This is a genomic window from Endothiovibrio diazotrophicus (assembly GCF_054657215.1).
The window spans coordinates 1-16,929 of the sequence record NZ_BAAHXB010000118.1; the positions used below are offsets into that span (position 1 = coordinate 1).

Here is a 16,929-nt window from a genome sequence, read left to right on the forward strand (position 1 = left end):
ACCTTCGTGGTAGAGGGAACCGACGGTGGTTACGACAGCTTCACCGGTGGTGAGGGCTTCGACCAGGTGCTCGGCGGTGAGGGCGATGACACCATCCGCGTCCACCGTTACACCGGCGAGAACACGGTGGAGCGGATCGACGGCGGTGAGGGGTTCAACGTGATCGCCGGCACCGGCGGCGGCAATGTGATCGACCTGAGCGGTACCGAGGTGATGAACATTGCGCGGATCGATGCCGGCGGCGGCAACGATACGGTGACCGGCTCCAGCGGCGACGACGTGATTGTCGGCGGCAGCGGCTCCGACACATTGGCTGGCGGCGAGGGCAGCGACACCTACCTGTTCGCCCGTGGTGACGGTCGTGACACCCTGATTGAGCAGGGCGGGGCCTCCGGGGAAGACCGCCTGGTGTTCGACGTCGACATCGATCCCTTCGACCTGGTGTTGAGTCAGAACGGCAATGACCTGCTGGTCACGCTGGCCGACTCTTCCGATCGGGTGGTGGTGTCGGGGTGGTTCGGCGACGGTGGCCAGGGGGTTGAGGCGCTGGTTGCTGGCGATGGCAGTGTGCTGGTCAACAGCCAAGTGGATCAGCTGATCCAGGCGATGGCCGGTTTCAGCGCCGAGAGTGGGCTGAGTTGGGACGAGGCGTTGGCGCAACGGCCCAACGAGGTGGAGGCGGTGATCGCGCAGGCTTGGCAGGCGGCGTAGGAGGGCGTTTTCGTAGGGCGCTGCGGAGGGAACCGCTCGAGATCGAACTTCGCTTCGGCGGGCCTGGGCAGTCGGATACGGCGGCGGCAGCTTGAGGAGCGGTAGATCCGTTGAGTACGGCGCCCGCGGGGCGCCCTATAGGGTGCCCTGCGGGCACCGTGTCGGGTGGAACTGCCCAAGTGCGGGGTCCTTCGGCGGGTCCGAGTGGTCGGATGCGCCGCCGGGGGAGGAATCGCGGTGTTGCGGCCTCAGGGGTCTTCGCCGGTGGGCAGTTCGAGGATCTCCGCGAGGGCGCCGAGGGTGTACTCGATCTCCTCCAGTAGCGGGGCGATCCGCTGCGGGTCGGGGCCTTCCGCGGCCTCGATGAGGGTCTGGACGCGGGCGGCGGTGGCGGCCACGCCGTCGGCGCCAAGGGTGGCCGCCACCCCCTTGAGGTTGTGGGCCAGTCGTCGCGCCTCGGCGGCGTCCCCGGCGCGCAGCCGCTCGCTGATCCTTTCGGCATCGCCGAGGTGGCCGGCGACGAAGCGACCGAGCAGGCTGACGAACTTCTCCTTGCGCCCGAGCAGGGTGGCGACGCCGCGCACCGGGTCCATCCCGGGGAGCTGCTTCAGCCGGTGCAGGGTGGCGTTGACCCGGGCCGCAGTAGGGGCAACGGTGGGTTCGCTCGGCACGCCGGGTGTGGTGGTGATCGGGGCGGCCGCCTGTTCGGTCGCCGGCTCGGTAGCCGTCTCGGTACAGGGCAGCCAATTGGCGAGGGTGGCGAACAGCCGCTGCGGCTCCACCGGCTTGGCGACGAAGTCGTTCATCCCCGCGTCCAGGCAGGCGCGGCGGTCTTCGGCGAAGGCGTTGGCGGTCATCGCCAGGATCGGCCGCTCCGCCCACCCCGGCAGGGCGCGGATCGCGCGGGTGGCGGTGAGACCGTCCATCACCGGCATCTGGATGTCCATCAGCACCAGTGCGAAGGTCTCGGCGGCGCAGCGTTCCACCGCCTCGCGGCCGTTCTCGGCGGTCTCCACCTCCAGCCCCACCGAGCGCAACAGATCAAGGGCTACCTCGCGGTTGACCGGGTTGTCCTCCACCAGCAGCAGGCGGTGGCCGCCGTGGCAGCGGCGCAGCTCCTGGTCGGCGGCCGGCCGGTGGGTGGCGGCGGGGGGAGCGGCACCCTGGCCGCGGGCCAGCACGGCGGTGAACCAGAAAGTACTGCCCCTTCCCGGCTCGCTCTCGACGCCGGCCTCGCCGCCCATCATCTGCGCCAGGTGGCGGGTAATCGCCAGTCCCAGGCCGGTGCCGCCGTAGCGGCGGGTGGTGGAGGCGTCCACCTGTTCGAAGGGGGTGAACAGCGCGCCCAGCCGTTCCGCCGGAATGCCGATGCCGTCGTCCTCCACCTCGAAGCGCGCCGCCAGCCCGTCGGCGCGCTCCTCCAGCAGGCGGGCGCGCAGGGTGATCCGCCCGCCCCGTTCGGTGAACTTGACCGCGTTGCCGGCGAAGTTGAGCAGCGCCTGGCGCATGCGGGTGGGGTCGCCGCGCAGCCAGGGGGGGAGGGCGTGGTGTTCGACGCTGACGCTCAGGTCCTTGGCTCGGGCGGCGTCGGTGATCAGCGAGCGGACGTGGTCGAGCAGCCCGTCGAGCGAGAAGTCCTCCTCCTCCAGTTGCAGCTTGCCCGCCTCGATCTTGGAGAGGTCGAGGATGTCGTTGACGATCGACAGCAGGTGGCGGGCCGCGTCGTCGATCTTCTCCAGGCGCTGGCGCTCGCGCTCGCCGATCAGCTCCCGGCGCACCAGGTGGGTGAGGCCGACGATGGCGTTCATCGGGGTGCGGATCTCGTGGCTCATGTTGGCCAGGAATTCGCTCTTCGCGCGGTTCGCCTCCTCGGCTCGTTCGCGCGCCTCGGCGAGCTGCCCGGTGCGCTCGGCGACCAGCTCCTCCAGGTGCTGGCGGTGACGCTCCAGCTCCTCGCCGAGGTGTTTGCGCTCGGTGATGTCCTCCTGGGCGGCGACGTAGTGGGTGATGGTGCCGTCGGGGCGGCGCAGCGGGCTGATCACCGCCGACTCGACGTACTCCTCGTCGTCGCGGCGTCGGTTGTGAAACTCCCCCTTCCAGCTGTGGCCGCGGTGCAGCGTCGCCCACAGTTCGGCGTAGGTCTGCGGTGGGGTGTGCCCGGAGCCGAGCAGGTTGGGGTTGCGCCCGCGCACTTCCCTGCGGCCGTAGCCGGTGGTGCGGACGAAGGCCTCGTTGACGTATTCGATGCGCCCTTCGAGGTCGGTGATGATGATCGATTCCGGACTCTGCTCCACCACCTGGGAGAGCCGGCTCAGCTCCTCCTCGGCGCTCTTGCGCTCGGTGATGTCGCGATGGGTGCCGTGGCGGCCGAGGAAGGCGCCGTGCTCGTCGTGGAGCGGTGCGCAGCGGTGGCTGATCCAGCGGGTGGAGCCGTCGCGGTGGAGCAGGCGGAAGTCCAGTTCGCCGTCGTCGGTGTGGTGCTCGTCATCGAGGTGCCCGCGGTAGGCGGCGCGGTCGTCCGGGTGGATCAGCCGTTCCATCAGGCCGGGGTCGGCGAGAAAGGCCTCGGGGGGGTGGCCGGTGATCGCCTCGCAGGCCGGCGAGGCGTAGCGCAGACGGCCGTCTGCGCCGGTCCAGAAGATCCAGTCGGCGGCGTTCTCGGCGAGCAGCCGGTATTTGGCCTCCGATTCGCGCAGTGCCTGCTGGGCGGTCTCGGCGCGCCGGCGGGCGGCGATCGCGTCCTCCATCAGGTTGAGGGCGGCGAGCCGCGCCCGCCGTTGCTCGATCAGGGTGGCGGCCTGGTCGGCGCGCAGCGCCTGTGCCTCGGCGTCGCGGGTGTGCCGCTCCCGCGCCCGGCCGAGGGCGCGCTGGATCGCCCGGCCGAGGCGGCTCAGGTTCTCTTTCAGCACCACGTCGGCGACCCCCGCGTGGAGCAGCTCCACCGCCTGTTCCTCGCCGATCGGTCCGCACAGCAGGATCACCGGCAGCTCCGGCCGTCGCTGGTGGATACGTTCCAGGGTGTGGTGGAAATCCATCCCGGGTACGGTGAATTCGGCGAGCACCAGCTGCCACTCGCCGGTCAGTGCCTGCTCCAGCGTCTCGGGGGTTTCGATGCGTTGCAGTTCGGCCGGCAGGGCACTGTGCGCCAAGTGGCGTTCCAGCCGGGCGAGGTCGGCGGGGTTGCCGTCGATCAGCAGGATCGCCAGTGGCCCCTCGTCCCGGGTGTGGTCGTCCCGGAGGTCGTCCCGGAGGTCGTCGCTGCGGGGCGGGCCGTGTCGGTTCATTACGGCGTCTCCTCGTCGATGGCCCGCCCCCGCTCCGCCGGTGCAGGATCGAGGAATTCCAGGGCGTAGGGCGGGGGGCGGCCCAGTTCGCGGGCGAGGGCGTTGACCTCCTGCTTCAGCTCCACCATGCGCAGCTCGCGGCCGACAGTGACCCGGTTGAAACGCTCCAGCTCCTCGTTGCGGGTGCGCAGTTCGTCGGCCTGGCGGCGCAGCATCTGCTCCGCGTGTTTGCGTTCGGTGATGTCGCGGCAGGCGCCGAAGTAGTTGCCGTCGGGCAGTCGTGCCGCGTTGAGCTCCACCGGGACCTCGCGGCCGTCCTTGCACCGCAGGTTGAGTTCGGTGCGCAACTGGCCCCGCTCGGCCAGCTCGGTGAACCGCTCCCGGGTGCTCTCCAGCTCCTGTGGCGGGGCGAGGTCGGCGATGGTCAATGCGAGCAGCTCGTCGGTGCGGTAGCCGAGCAGTTCGCAGGCGCGGTGGTTGACGTAGGTGTAGTGCCCGCGGGGGTCGGCGATGAACACCGCGTCGGCGGCGTGGGTGAGCAGCGTGCGGTAGCGCGCCTCGCTGTCGCGCAACGCCGCTTCCGCCTGCCGGCGCTCGGTGATGTCGCGGTCGAGCCCGCGGTAGCCGATCAGTTCGCCGGCCTCGTCGAAGAACGGCATGCCGTTGGTGGAGACGCAGCGCAGGCTGCCGTCCTTGTGGCGGTTGGTGTTCTCCAGGTCGCAGAACGGCTCGCGCCGTTCGATTATGGCGAGGAATTCGTTGCGTATCCGTTCCGCCTCTTCCGCCGGCATCAGGTCGAACGGGGTCTGGCCCACGATCTCCTCGGCGCTGTAGCCGAGCAGGTCGCGGACGCTCTCCGAGGCGTAGGTGTAGACCCCGCGGGTGTCCACCTCCCAGATCCAGTCGGCGGAGACGTTGACGATGTCGTGTAGGCGCAGCTCGCTCTGGCGCAGGGCGTCCTCGGCCGCTTTGCGTGAGGAGACGTCGAGGAGCAGGCCGATCACCGCCGGCGCCCCGCGGTAGTCGAAGGCCCGGCCGTGGACCTCGACGGTGATCGGGCGGCCGTCGCGGCGTACGGCGTTGACGGTGTAGTGGATGTCTTCGATTTCGCCCTCCACCCGCCGACGGATGTTCTCCGCCACCCGCTCACGCTCCTCCGGGGCGATCAGTTCGAGGATCGTCACCCGGTCGATCAGCTCCTCCGGCGCGTTGTAGCCGAATGTCGTGGCGAAGCCGCGGTTGACGTAACGCAGGTAGCCGTCCTGGATGATGTAGATGCCGGCCAAGGACTGTTCGACCAGGGCGCGGTAGCGGTTCTCGCTTTCGCGCAGCGCCCGTTCGGTCTGCTTGCTCTCGGTGATGTCGCGGACGATGCCGAAGACGCCGACGGGGCGTCCGTTGGTGTCGACCAGCGGTCCCTTGGTGGTGAGGAAGACCCGCTGGCCGTCGGGGGTGTCGACCCGCTCCTCGAAGGTGACGATGCGTCCGCCCTCCATCACCCGCCGGTCGTCGGCGTCGAGGGCCGCCGCCTGTTCGGTGGGGAACAGGTCGCGGTTGGTGAGACCGAGGATCTCGCGGTGCGGGCGGCCGGTGATCCGCTCGCCGGCGCGATTGGCGAGCAGGTAGCGCCCCTCGTGGTCGATGGCGAAGACGGCGTCCTCGGCCTCCTCGGCGATGGCGGCGAGCCGCTTCAGGATCTTCACGTCGCGGCTCCCGTTACAGATTGACCTCGAGCCAGGTACGGCGCTCCGGCGAGGGGTCGCCGATCAGGTATTCGACGATGTTCAGCAGATATTCGTTGTGGAACGGCTTGGGGATGTAGTAGGTCGCCCCTTCGGCGTACCCGCGGAGGATGTCGGGGTCGCCGGTGAGCATCACCACCGGCACCTCCTCCAGTCCCAGGGCGCGCAGCCCCTTGAGGGTTTCGTAGCCGTCCATCTCCGGCATGAAGAGGTCGAGGATGACCAGGTCCGGCGGCACCAGGCGGGCGACCTCCAGCGCCTCGGTTCCCGAGGTGACGGTGATCACCTCGAACGCCAGCGGGCGCAGCACCCGGCGCACCGCGGCCAATACGTTGGGTTCGTCGTCGATGCAGAGAATGGTCTTGTGGTTGTTCTTGGTTGGGTCGGGTTCGGTCATCGTTAATGTCCGGTGACTTTGGGTTGGAGGGACGCGTGGGTCGGTTGGTGCCGGACGGTCCCTCTGTAGGGGCCTGTCGGACTATGGATGAATCGGCCGCGAAAGCGGGATGGCGGCCCTGCCCTCCCGCGACTCGATCCCCCATAGTCCGACAGGCTCCCGGGAGCGGCCCTCGGGCCGCGGTGGCGCCCCTGCCGCCGGTTGAATTCGAGGCGCTTCACTCCGCCCCGATCGCGGCCTCGGGGCCGCTCCTACAGGAGAGGGCGTGCCGGCGGTGGGGCGGTCGTCATGGATAACTTTAGTCGAGGCTGGCAGGGCGCGGACGGTCACTTCCGCGCTCCGGCCTGAAAATCCCGCCCGATTCCGGCCTGTCCTTCGTCGGATGTCCGGCGTCATCGGTACTCCGGGTTGCGTACATGGAGGGTGTAGGGCTGCCCCTCGTCGCGCTCGAACTTGAGGATCTTGGCGATGGTCTCCAGATCCAGCCGGCGGCCCTTGGGCAGCAGCATCAGCCCATGGTGGTTGAACAGGTCGCGGGAGAGTTCCATCTCCGGGGTGAGCTGGCCGGAGGTGAGCGCCACCTCGGTGATGGGGGCGGCCGCGGTTTTCCGCTCCTCGCCGTTCCACAGCATCAGGAACATCTCCACCACCCGTGGGTCGTAGCGTCGTCCGCTCTCCCGCTCGATGTAGTCGCGGGCCTGCTCCGGGGTGAAGGGCTCCGCGCGCAGGGTGCCCAACAGCAGGGCGTCGTACTCGTTGGGCACCGCCAGGATGCGCGCGCCGAGGGGGATCTCCTCGCCGGCCAGGCCGTCGGGGTAGCCGCCGCCGTCCCACCGCTCGTGGTGGGCGCGGATCAGGGCGGCGGCGGGCTCCAGGGCGTCGAGGGCGAGCAGCGCCGCCTGGCCGAGCAGCGGGTGGGCGGCGACCCGTTTGCGCTCTTCCGGCGAGAGTCCCTCGAAGGGGCGGGCGATCAGCCGGTCGGGGAGGCCCAGCTTGCCGATGTCGTGGAGCAGTCCGGCGTGGTAGACGGTGCGTGCCTGCTCCTCGTTGAGGCCGAGCATCTCGCCGATCTCCCGCGCCTGCTCGGCGACCCGCCGGCTGTGACTCCCCTGCGCTCCGAGCTGCCCTCCCTCGCGCGAGGAGGCGAGGTGGGAGAGGATGTGGATGGAGGCGGAGAAGCTCTCTTCGAGCCGCCGATGGGTCCGCTGCAGATGCTCGGCGGCCAGCCGGATCTTGGCAGTGCGCTCCTGCACCCGCGCCTCCAGGGCTTCGTTGAGCTCCTGCAGCTCCTTGTTGCGGCGGTGGATCAACAGCGTGAGGCGGCGCTGTTCCTGCTCCAGCCGGTGCCGCTCGAGGGCGTGCTGGACGGTGATCCGCAGGTCGTTGTCCTCCCACGGCTTGCTCAGGTAGCGGTAGATGCGGCCTTGGTTGACCGCGGCGATGGTCGAGCTGAGGTCGGCATAGCCGGTGAGCAGGATGCGTATGGTGTCGGGGGCGCGCTCGGCGGCCTGCTTGAGGAATTCGGCGCCGTCCATCTCCGGCATGCGCATGTCGGAGATGATCAGCTCCACGCGCTCCTCGGCGAGCCGCTCCAGCCCCTCGCGGCCGTTGGCGGCGGTGACCACCCGCATGCCCAACGGGCGCAGGGCGCGGGTCAGGGCGCGCAGGATGTTGGGTTCGTCGTCCACCAACAGCAGCGTGACCGGCTTCTCATCATTCATGTCGCGCTCTCCTCCGTCTCCGGGGCGGTCTCCAGCATCAGGTTGAGGTGGCCGTTGAGCTGCTCGATCTCCGGCAGCAGGGTGGCGAGGGTGTCGAAGCCGAGTCCCAGCCGCTGCCAGGCGCCGGCGGCGAGCGGCGGCACCGGATCGCCGCTGCCATCCAGCTCCAGGGCGTGGCTGAGCACGTTGGCCAAGTGGACCACGTCGACCCGGGGCGCCGGCTCCTCGTCATCCGGCCGGTGGTGACGGCCGATCGCCTGCTGCATCGTCGCCGGCAGTTGCCAGCGGCGGGCCAACTGTTCGCCGAGCCAGGCGTGGTCGAAGCCGAGCACCGCCCGTTCGGCGGCGATCAGCGGGCACGCCTGGCGGGTGCGGGTCTCGAGCACGCTGGTCAGCTCGTCGGGGAAGCAGACGTCGAGCACCAGCCGGCCGATGTCGTGGAGCAGGCCGGCGGCGAAGGCCTCCTCGCCGTTGTGGCCGAGGCGCTGGGCGAGGACTTTGGCGCACACCCCGGTGCCGATGGCGTGACGCCAGAAGGCGGTGCGGTCGTAGCCGTTGGCGGTGATCGGGAAGCGCTCGATGAAGGTGGTGGCGAGGATCAGCGAGCGGGTGCTGTGGAAGCCGAGGACGACGATGGCGTCGGCGATGGTGGCGATGCGGCGGGAGACGCCGAAGAAGGCGGAGTTGGCCAGTTTGAGGACGGCGGCGGCAATCCCCTGGTCGCGGGCGATCATCCCGCCCAGCCGGCGGGCATCGATTCCGGGGTCCTCCAGGTGGCGCAGGATCTCCAGGGCGACCAGCGACAGCGACGGCAGCCGTTGCAGTCGGTCGAGCGCCGCCGCGACGTCGAAGCCGACGCCGGCGGCGGGCGCCTCGTCGGCGGGTTCGCGCGGGCTCAGCAGGCGGTCCATCACAACACCCTCATGCGGTGGTCGAGGATCACCCGTTGCAGCTCGTCCATCAGCGGATCGTCGGCGAGGTAGCGGAACAGATGGCGGATGTGCCGGGTCAGCGCCTGCCGGCGAGCGGCCAGCTCCTCTTCGCTGCGGGTCTCGTCGCGGGCGATGCAGACCCGGCGGACGTCGCGCCGGCGCAGCTCGTCGATCAGGGTGTCGGTCAGCGCGGTCCCCTCGCGCAGCAGGCAGCGGCCGCGCCGGTCCCGGGCGTCGGCGCCGAGGCGCATCCCCGGCTTCAGCCGGGCGCAGTCAAGGGTGGTGCGCATCGAGCGTCTCCTCGTGACCGGCCAGTACGGCGATGATTCCGGCACCCGCGGAACGGGCACCCAGACGATGGATCCAGAGGTCGGCCAGCTTTCCGTCGGGCAGCTCGATCCGCCGTTTGCCGTCACCGCCACGACCGATCATCCCGATCAGACCGGGTGGCAGGGTCTGCTCCATGGACTCGCCGATCAGACACCCGTCTCGGGCGCCGAGGAGCTGGTGGGCGCGGCGGTTGGCGATGGCGACGAGACCATCGTCGGCCACCCCGATCACCGCCACCGGCAGATACTCCAGGGCCTCCTGGGAGACCTGCAGGGTGCGCAGATTGAGCATCAGTTCGCGGGTCTGCTCCTCGACCCGCCGTGCGAGATCGTGGTTGACCTCCTCCAGCTCCCGGTTGGCCCGTTGCAGGTCGGCGGTGAGCCGCCGGTTCTCCTCCTTCAACTCGTAGTGCTCGAAGGCGTCGGCGACGTTGGTGCGCAGCAGATCGTCCTCCCACGGCTTGGTGAGGAACTTGTAGACCTCCCCCTTGTTGATCGCGTCGGTGACCGACTTCAGGTCGGTGTAGCCGGAGAGGACCAGGCGCACCGTTTCCGGATAGCGCTGTCTCACCTCGCTGAGGAATTCGATACCGGTCATCTCGGGCATCCGCTGATCGGAGACGATCACCCCCACGCTCTCCTCTTTCAGCAGCTCCAGCCCCTCGCCACCGCCGCCGGCGCGCAGGATGCGGTAGCCGTCGCGGCGCAGCAGGCGGGTCAGGGCGGAGAGAATGTTGGGTTCGTCGTCGACCAGCAGCAGGGTGCGCTGTGGTGGGCGGGCGGTGTCGCCTGGATCGTTCATCGTTGTGCTTCGTTGGCGGCGTGAGCCGGCAGGTGGAGGGTGAAGGTGGTACCCCGGCCGGTTTCGCTGGCCACGTCGACGGTACCGTGGTGGTGGTGGATCACACCGTAGGCGAGCGACAGGCCGAGGCCGGTGCCCGTGCCGACCGGCTTGGTGGTGTAGAAGGGTTCGAAGATGCGCCCGAGGTGCTCGGCGGGGATCCCCGGGCCGTCGTCGGCGATCGCCACCCAGGCGCCGCCGCCGGGGTCCTCGCCGCTGCTGAAGGTGAGCACCCCCTTTTCTCCCATGGCCTGGACGGCGTTGATGATGATCGCCATGAACGCCTGATGGATGCGCGCGGCCATCGCCGGGACCGGCGGTGCCGTGCCGTAGCGGCGCTCGATCCGCACCCCGGCGGGAAACTGTGGGGCGATCAGGGCGATCACGCCCTCCAGTTCGTGGCGCAGATCCACCGCCTCCCAGTGCTCGCCCTCGTCGTCGACGCGGGAGAAGTCGCGCAGCCCGCCGACGATCCGGTGCATCCTCTCCAGGCCGTCGCGGCTCTCCTCGAGGAGCGACGGCAGGTCCTCCTTCGCATAGTCCAGCTCGTCGTCCGCGGCGGCGTCGAAGGTGGCGCGGGCGAGCAGCAGGTCGCAGTAGCGCTTGAGGCTCTCCAGGTTGGAGCGCAGGTAGCCCAGCGGGGTGTTGAGCTCGTGGGCGAGCCCCGCCGCCAGTTGACCGACCGAGGCCATCTTCTCCGCTTCCACCAGACGGTTGTGGGTGGTGCTCAGCCGCTCGATCACCGCCAGGTGCCGGCCCTTCTCCCGCTCCAACTGGTGGTTGGTCTCGCTCAGCCGTTTCACCAGGGCGTGGCGCTCCAGGGCGCGCCCCAGGTCGAGGGCGAAGAGGTGGATCGCCACCTCGTCCTCGACGCCGAAGGTGCCGCCGCGGGCGCCGCCCAGGTAGAGGATGCCGGTGGCTCCCTGCGGGTGGGGGATCGGTGCGGCGAGCAGCGGCGGCGCGGCCGCCCCGGGGGGCAGCAGGGGGGCGATGAGGGGGTGGGCGGCGGGGTCGCTGATGACCATCGGGGCTCCCTCCCGGGACAGCAGGCGGCGGGCGAACTCCCGGCTCCGCGGCAGCCGGGAGAGCAGCCCCGCGTTGTTTCCGGCGTCCACCGTCTCCTCCCGTGGCGGGGTCTCTCCGTCGTCGAAGAGCAGCAGTCGGCCCGCTTCGGCCCCCACCAGCTTGCAGGCGTGGAACAGCGACTGCTGCTCGAAGTGTCGCCACCCCTCCCGCTCGCCGAGGGACTCCTGGGCCTCGTAGGCCCAGGCGCGGGCCTCGGCGAGGATCACCTGGCGCCGCCCCTCCTCGCGCACCTGGCCGAGGTAGGCGGTGGAGCGGATGTGCAGGCGGATGTTCTCGATCAGCACGGTGACCAGACTCATCAGGTCGCTGCCGTGGTCGAGCGTCTCGCGGGTGAAGGGAGGGACGCCCGGCGGGCGGTTGAGGCTGACCAGGCCGATCACCTCGCTGCCCACCCGCAGCGGCCAGCAGATGGCGGAGTGGGGGCGGTGGGCGCGGATGTCGCGGGGCAGCGCCGCCAGCTCGGGGTGGTCGTCGGCGTCGCCGTCGAGCAGCAGCGGACGGCCGCTGCGGGCGACCCAGCCGAGGATGCCGTGGTCGGCGGGAATCATCGTGCCGAGCAGCTCGCGGGGGAGGCCGACCACCGCCAGGAAGGTGAAGATCTCCGCCTCATTGTCGGCGATGGTAAGCGAGCCGCTGGCCGCGCCGAAGGTGTCGAGCAGATATTCGAGCAGCTCCTGGTAGAGGGAGGTGTCGGGACGCTGGGCGGTGAGCAGGCGGCCGAGGCGGAGCAGCGGGGCGAGGGGTTCATCCGCGGGATTGGTGGGGGGGCGGTGAGCGGTGGGAGTCATCGGGTTCGCGCCGACGCTACCGCGAGAGTCGCGCGTCCTCGGCGAGCAGTTCGGCCAACTGCTTCAGCCCTTCGGCGCCGCTGGTGGCGGTGATGACCCGGTGGCTCTCCTTGCGTAGGCTGCGCGCGGGGGCGGTCAACCCGTTGGGTCCGTCGTCGACCGGGAGCAGGGTGCGATCCATTTCGGGTACTCTGTATTTTTGCAAAAACTATAGTTCACCGCCGTCCTCCCGCCGTCCTCCCGCCGTTTGGGTGACAGCGGGGGGGCGGTGGACTATCCATAGGGATGACGGGAGAAGGGTGTTCATTGCGCTGCTTCCCTGTCGGACGTCGGGTCGAAAACCTCCCCCGCTGGAACAGCCATCCGAACGAGTGCATTCGATGAAATCCATCTTGATCGCCGACGACGAAGAGACCCTGCGCACGCTGGTACGCGTCACCCTGGAGGATCCGGCCTACCGCATCCTGGAAAGTGGCGACGGGGAGGAGGCGTTGACCCGGGTGCGTGAGGAGTGTCCCGATCTGGTGTTGCTCGATTGGATGATGCCGGGGATGAGCGGTATCGAGGTGCTGGAGGCGATGCGGGACGACCCGTCCACGGCCGCGATCCCGGTGGTGATGCTGACCGCCCGGGCGGGGGAGTTGGCGCGGGGGCGGGGGATGGAACTCGGCGTGGCGGCCTACCTGACCAAGCCCTTCAGCCCGCTGGAGCTGATTTCGGTGGTGCGGTCGTTGCTCGGGTAAGACGATGAAACCGACGCTACCGGAGCGCGATGCCGCGGGGCCGTCGCCGGACGTGCAACGTCAACTGGAGCTGGCGGAGTCCCAGCTCGCCCTCTATGCCCGCGATCTCAAGCGCACCGTCGACGAGCTTCACGAGGCCTCCGTGTGGCTGCGCAGCATCACCGCGGCGGTGGGCGAGGGGATCGTGATGACCGACCAGGAGGGGCGGCTGGTGTTCGTCAACCCGGAGGCGGAGCGGCTGCTCGGCTGGCGGGAGGAGGAGCTGGCCGGGCGCGACCTGCACACCACCATCCACCTTCACGAGGGAACCGCGGTCCCGGCAGCGCAGTGCCCGGAGCTGCTCTCGCGGCGCGACGGTGAGGCGCGCCGCGGCGAGGACGTGGTCTTCGTGCGCAAGGACGGCAGCGCCTTTCCGGTCTCCTACATCGTCAACCCGGTTCACTCCGGCGGCGAGGCGATCGGCGTGGTCACCGCCTTCCAGGACATCACCGAGCGGAAGGCGGCGGAGGCGCGTCAGCGGGAGCTGATCGAGAAGCTCCAGCAGGCCCACGTGCAACTGCTGCAGTCGGAGAAGCTGGCCACCATCGGCCAGTTGGCGGCCGGCGTGGCCCACGAGATCAACAACCCGGTGGGCTACATCTCCTCCAACCTCAATACCCTGAAGGGCTACCTGGACGAGCTGTTTCAACTGCTCGCCACCTACGAGGCGGCGGAGGGGGCGCTGGCCGATCCGTCGGCGCTGGAGCGGATCCGCGGCACCAAACGGCGGGTCGACTTCGACTTCCTCAAGGAGGACGTCACCAATCTGCTGGCGGAGTCTGACGAGGGGGTGGAGCGGGTCAAGAAGATCGTTGCCGACCTCAAGGACTTCTCCCGGGTGGGCGAGATGACGTTCGCCCCGGCGGACCTCCACAAGGGGCTCGACTCGACCCTCAACGTGGTCCACAACGAGCTGAAGTACAAAGCCGAGGTGGTGCGAGAGTACGGCGATCTGCCGGAGGTGGAGTGCGTCCTGCCCCAGCTCAACCAGGTCTTCATGAACCTGCTGGTCAACGCCGCCCAGGCGATCGAGACGCGCGGGCGGATCACCGTGCGCAGCGGACGCGAGGGGGAGTGGGTGTGGGTGGAGGTCGCCGACGACGGCCGCGGCATCGAGGCGGAGAACCTGAAGAAGCTGTTCGACCCCTTCTTCACCACCAAGCCGGTGGGCAAGGGGACCGGGCTCGGACTGGCGGTCTCCTACGGCATTGTGCAGAACCACGGCGGCCGGATCGAGGTGGCCAGTTCGCCGGGCGAGGGGACCTCGTTCAAGGTCTGGTTGCCGATCGTCCGTGCGAAACCTGCCGACGTCGACGCCTGATGCGTTCACCGACGCGTTTCGCCTGGAGGACGGCACCCTGCTCCATCGATGAATCCCTGGAGGAGTTGGAGTACCTTTTCGGGCGACGTCGGTACTGAGGGGAGTTGGCTCCCGTGGAGGCGAATCGATGAGCGCAGTGCAGGGGGGCCGGGGATTGCCGCTGATCTCCAGCATCAAGGGGCGGCTGGCGGCCTTGGCGGTGGTCTCGACCCTGTTGTTGGGGGTGGGCGGCTGGTACACCCAGGATGTGATCGCCCGGCAGATCGCGCGGGACACCCGGGCGCTGGGGGGGCAGGAGCGGCTGCGCGGGCGGACCGACGCGCTGGAGCAGGCGGTGCAGACCCTGGAGTTCCAGCTCTATCACGCCGCCCTCTCCCTGGAGGCGACCCGCCAGTCGGCGGTGACCCGCCAGCTCGACGTGGTGGAGCAGGAGGGGCAGCGGTTGATCGCCGCGGCCGCTCAGGTGGGCGCCCCGTTCGGTCGGGCGGTGGCCGACCTGCGCCCGCTGCTGCCGAGACTGCATGAGCAGGTGGATGGGCTGTTGCGGCTGATGGGCGACGCCGAGCTGCGTTATCCGGCAATGCCCTACATGGTGGAGCGGCTGTCGCCGGACAACGAGGCGTTCCTCGGCGCGGTGACCGTGGCCCTGGACGAGGGGCGGCGGATGCTCGCCGAGGGCGAGGGGCCGGGAGGCGTTGTGGCGCAGGCCGAGGTGATCGATCTGTTCCAGGAGCTGCGCTTCGCCCGCACCCAGCAGACCCAGCTGTTCCGCATGTTCGTCGCCAACCGCTCGGGGGCCTTCGGCCAGCCGCTGGAGGCGATGCGCCGCACCGAGGGCGGGGTGGAACTCTATGCGCAGCGTACCGACGAGCTGCTCGCCCGGCTGCAGGCGCTGGCCGAGGCGGGGAGGCTCGGCCTGGAGCAGCGCGCCGCCCTCGAGGTGATCGCCGGCGCTCAGCAGCGCTACGCGCAGAATCTCACGGTGGTGATGGACATCTACCGTTCCGACCGTTGGCGCAGCGATCTGGCCAAGCTGCGCGACGAGACCCGCCCGCTGTTCGATCGGCTGTGGGGGGCGATCGGCGAGTTCAAGCGGGGGGTGGAGCGGCAGACCGCCGAGGGGCTGCGTGACGCCGAGGAGTCCACCCGCGGCCTGTCGTGGCTGATCGGCCTGTTCGGCAGTGCCATCGCGCTCTTTCTGCTCACCGTCATCGTCACCTTCGAGTTCGGCCTGCGCCGCCCCCTGGTGCTGGTCGCCACCGCCATGGAGGAGGCGGCCCACGGCCGGCGCACCACCCGGGTGCCGACGCCGACCATCCGCGAGGTGCGCCGGCTGGTGGAGACCTTCGAGTACATGCAGGGGCAGGTGCGCACCCGCCAGGCGCGGCTGGAGGAGAGCGAGCGGCGTTTCCGCGCCCTGGTGGACAATGCGGTGGACTCGCTGCTGGTGTTCGACCGCCGCGGGCGGATCGTCGACGCCAACCGCCACGCCGAGGAGGCGTTCGGCTACCACCGCGAGGAGCTGCTCACCCTCAACCTGGCGGACGTCGCCGAGAGCTGTTCGGAGGGCGGTGTCGAGGAGATCTGGCGCAAGGTCACCCGCGACGGGGCCGGCACCTGCGAGGGGGTCTGCCGGCGCCGCGACGGCTCCACCTATCCCGCCGAGACGCGGGTCGGGCCGGTGGAGTGGGAAGGGGGGCGGGTGATGCTGGCGCTGGTGCGTGACGTCGGCGAGCGCAAGCAGTTGGAGGGGCAACTGCTGCAGTCGGAGAAGCTCGCCTCCATCGGCCAGCTGGCCGCCGGCGTGGCCCACGAGATCAACAACCCGGTGGGCTACGTGCACAGCAACCTGACCACCCTGCGCCGCTACACCGATGAGCTGTTCGGCCTGCTCGACCGCTACCAGCGGCTGGAGACCGCGCTCCCCGCCGACGCCGAGGGCTTGGCGGAGTTGCGGCGCTACCGGGAGGAGATCGATGCGGCCTACCTGCGCGAGGACATCCCGAAGCTGGTGGAGGAGTCGCTGGAGGGGGCGCAGCGGGTGAAGGGGATCGTCCAGGACCTGCGCGACTTCTCCCGTTCGGACTCCGGCGAGTGGGAGGTGACCGACCTCCACCGCCACCTCGACGGCACGCTGAACATCGCCCACAACGAGACCAAATACAAAGCGGAGGTGATCAAGGAGTACGGCGAGATCCCGCCGGTCCGCTGCCTGCCGTCGCAGATCAGCCAGGTGTTTCTCAACCTGCTGGTCAATGCCGCCCACGCCATCGAGGCGCAGGGGACCATCACCGTGCGCACCGGGGCCGAGGGGGGGCGGGTATGGGTGGAGGTGGAGGATAGCGGCCGCGGCATCCCCCCGGAGGACCTGGGGCGGATCTTCGACCCCTTCTTCACCACCAAGCCGGTGGGGAGCGGCACGGGGCTGGGGCTGGCGCTCTCCTACGGGATCGTCCAGCGCCACCGGGGGGAGATCGAGGTGGCGAGCGAGGTGGGGAAGGGGAGCCGGTTCCGGGTCTGGTTGCCGGTGGGTTCCTAAAGAATCCGACGCGAAAAAACGGCGGAGGGAATCTGGCGATTCCGCTCCGCCGTTTTTTCGCGTCGGATTCTTTAGTTTGTATGAGGGGAATGTGGCTTCGGGTCTCAATCGGCCACGGCGCCAGGAATCCATTGAGCGGGTACGGCCCGCGCTATGTCGGCGTTGACCTTCTGATTACGGCAGCAGGCATCATCGTCGAGTCTCAATCACCTGCAATCGGCTCTTACCTTCTGACCCACCTGTGGATAACTTTTCTACTGTTTTTCAGTTGATTACGAACGAAATCGGCCGCACCGATTTGGTGCGAAAAAAGTAGCATTTTTACCACACCCCATTTTGTCAGCAGGATGGCAGCAGCCCCCTCTGGAAGGCCACCATCGACGACCCCTCCAGTAGACCGCAAACCCCCTTCCGACGGCAAGCGCCGGCCCCTGGTAAAGGGGCGGGACGACCTTT

General features: G+C 69.4%; 13 protein-coding genes. 4 read left to right on the plus strand and 9 right to left on the minus strand.

All coding sequences use genetic code 11. The features are described from left to right. On the plus strand, nucleotides 1-711 hold a 711-nt coding region (locus ACYQ2W_RS21385; RefSeq protein WP_459871943.1), incomplete at its 5' end, for a calcium-binding protein. A gap of 248 nt (nucleotides 712-959) precedes the next feature. Here ACYQ2W_RS21385 and ACYQ2W_RS21390 read toward each other — a convergent pair. The 9 genes from ACYQ2W_RS21390 to ACYQ2W_RS21430 all read right to left on the minus strand — a co-directional run bounded on the left by ACYQ2W_RS21390 (nucleotide 960) and on the right by ACYQ2W_RS21430 (nucleotide 12,012). Further along, the gene (locus ACYQ2W_RS21390; RefSeq protein WP_459871945.1) at nucleotides 960-3,995 is read right to left on the minus strand and encodes a PAS domain S-box protein; all 3,036 of its coding nucleotides are present in this window, start codon (nucleotides 3,993-3,995) and stop codon (nucleotides 960-962) included. Further along, the gene (locus tag ACYQ2W_RS21395; RefSeq protein WP_459871948.1) at nucleotides 3,995-5,698 is read right to left on the minus strand and encodes a PAS domain-containing protein; all 1,704 of its coding nucleotides are present in this window, start codon (nucleotides 5,696-5,698) and stop codon (nucleotides 3,995-3,997) included. The genes ACYQ2W_RS21390 and ACYQ2W_RS21395 overlap by 1 nt, the downstream gene beginning before the upstream one ends. 13 nt (nucleotides 5,699-5,711) lie before the next feature. Beyond that, a complete protein-coding gene (locus ACYQ2W_RS21400; protein ID WP_459871950.1) occupies nucleotides 5,712-6,134 on the minus strand; it encodes a response regulator in 423 nt (140 codons plus the stop codon). 392 nt (nucleotides 6,135-6,526) lie between these two features. Further along, complete coding sequence (gene nosR, locus ACYQ2W_RS21405) at nucleotides 6,527-7,855, minus strand: response regulator c-di-GMP phosphodiesterase, NosR family (protein ID WP_459871952.1); 1,329 nt, start codon at nucleotides 7,853-7,855, stop codon at nucleotides 6,527-6,529. Continuing rightward, complete coding sequence (locus ACYQ2W_RS21410; protein ID WP_459871954.1) at nucleotides 7,852-8,766, minus strand: HDOD domain-containing protein; 915 nt, start codon at nucleotides 8,764-8,766, stop codon at nucleotides 7,852-7,854. Before ACYQ2W_RS21410 ends, nosR begins: the two co-directional genes overlap by 4 nt. Further along, complete coding sequence (locus tag ACYQ2W_RS21415) at nucleotides 8,766-9,077, minus strand: hypothetical protein (protein ID WP_459871957.1); 312 nt, start codon at nucleotides 9,075-9,077, stop codon at nucleotides 8,766-8,768. Before ACYQ2W_RS21415 ends, ACYQ2W_RS21410 begins: the two co-directional genes overlap by 1 nt. Continuing rightward, on the minus strand, nucleotides 9,061-9,918 hold the full coding sequence (locus ACYQ2W_RS21420; RefSeq protein WP_459871960.1) for a response regulator: 858 nt from the start codon (nucleotides 9,916-9,918) through the stop codon (nucleotides 9,061-9,063). The genes ACYQ2W_RS21415 and ACYQ2W_RS21420 overlap by 17 nt, the downstream gene beginning before the upstream one ends. Further along, a complete protein-coding gene (locus tag ACYQ2W_RS21425; protein ID WP_459871963.1) occupies nucleotides 9,915-11,831 on the minus strand; it encodes an ATP-binding protein in 1,917 nt (638 codons plus the stop codon). The genes ACYQ2W_RS21420 and ACYQ2W_RS21425 overlap by 4 nt, the downstream gene beginning before the upstream one ends. Nucleotides 11,832-11,847: 16 nt before the next feature. Beyond that, nucleotides 11,848-12,012, minus strand: coding sequence for a response regulator (locus tag ACYQ2W_RS21430; protein WP_459871966.1), 165 nt, complete (start codon nucleotides 12,010-12,012; stop codon nucleotides 11,848-11,850). Nucleotides 12,013-12,211: 199 nt separating this feature from the next. Here ACYQ2W_RS21430 and ACYQ2W_RS21435 point away from each other — a divergent pair, with 199 nt between their 5' ends. The 3 genes from ACYQ2W_RS21435 to ACYQ2W_RS21445 all read left to right on the plus strand — a co-directional run bounded on the left by ACYQ2W_RS21435 (nucleotide 12,212) and on the right by ACYQ2W_RS21445 (nucleotide 16,473). Next, complete coding sequence (locus ACYQ2W_RS21435) at nucleotides 12,212-12,574, plus strand: response regulator (RefSeq protein WP_459871968.1); 363 nt, start codon at nucleotides 12,212-12,214, stop codon at nucleotides 12,572-12,574. Between the two features lie 4 nt (nucleotides 12,575-12,578). Further along, complete coding sequence (locus tag ACYQ2W_RS21440; RefSeq protein WP_459871971.1) at nucleotides 12,579-13,934, plus strand: ATP-binding protein; 1,356 nt, start codon at nucleotides 12,579-12,581, stop codon at nucleotides 13,932-13,934. A 127-nt stretch (nucleotides 13,935-14,061) separates the two neighbouring features. Beyond that, nucleotides 14,062-16,473 carry an ATP-binding protein gene (locus ACYQ2W_RS21445; RefSeq protein WP_459871974.1) on the plus strand — a complete coding sequence of 804 codons (2,412 nt, stop codon included), beginning with the start codon at nucleotides 14,062-14,064 and terminating at the stop codon, nucleotides 16,471-16,473. Nucleotides 16,474-16,929: the final 456 nt, after the last annotated feature.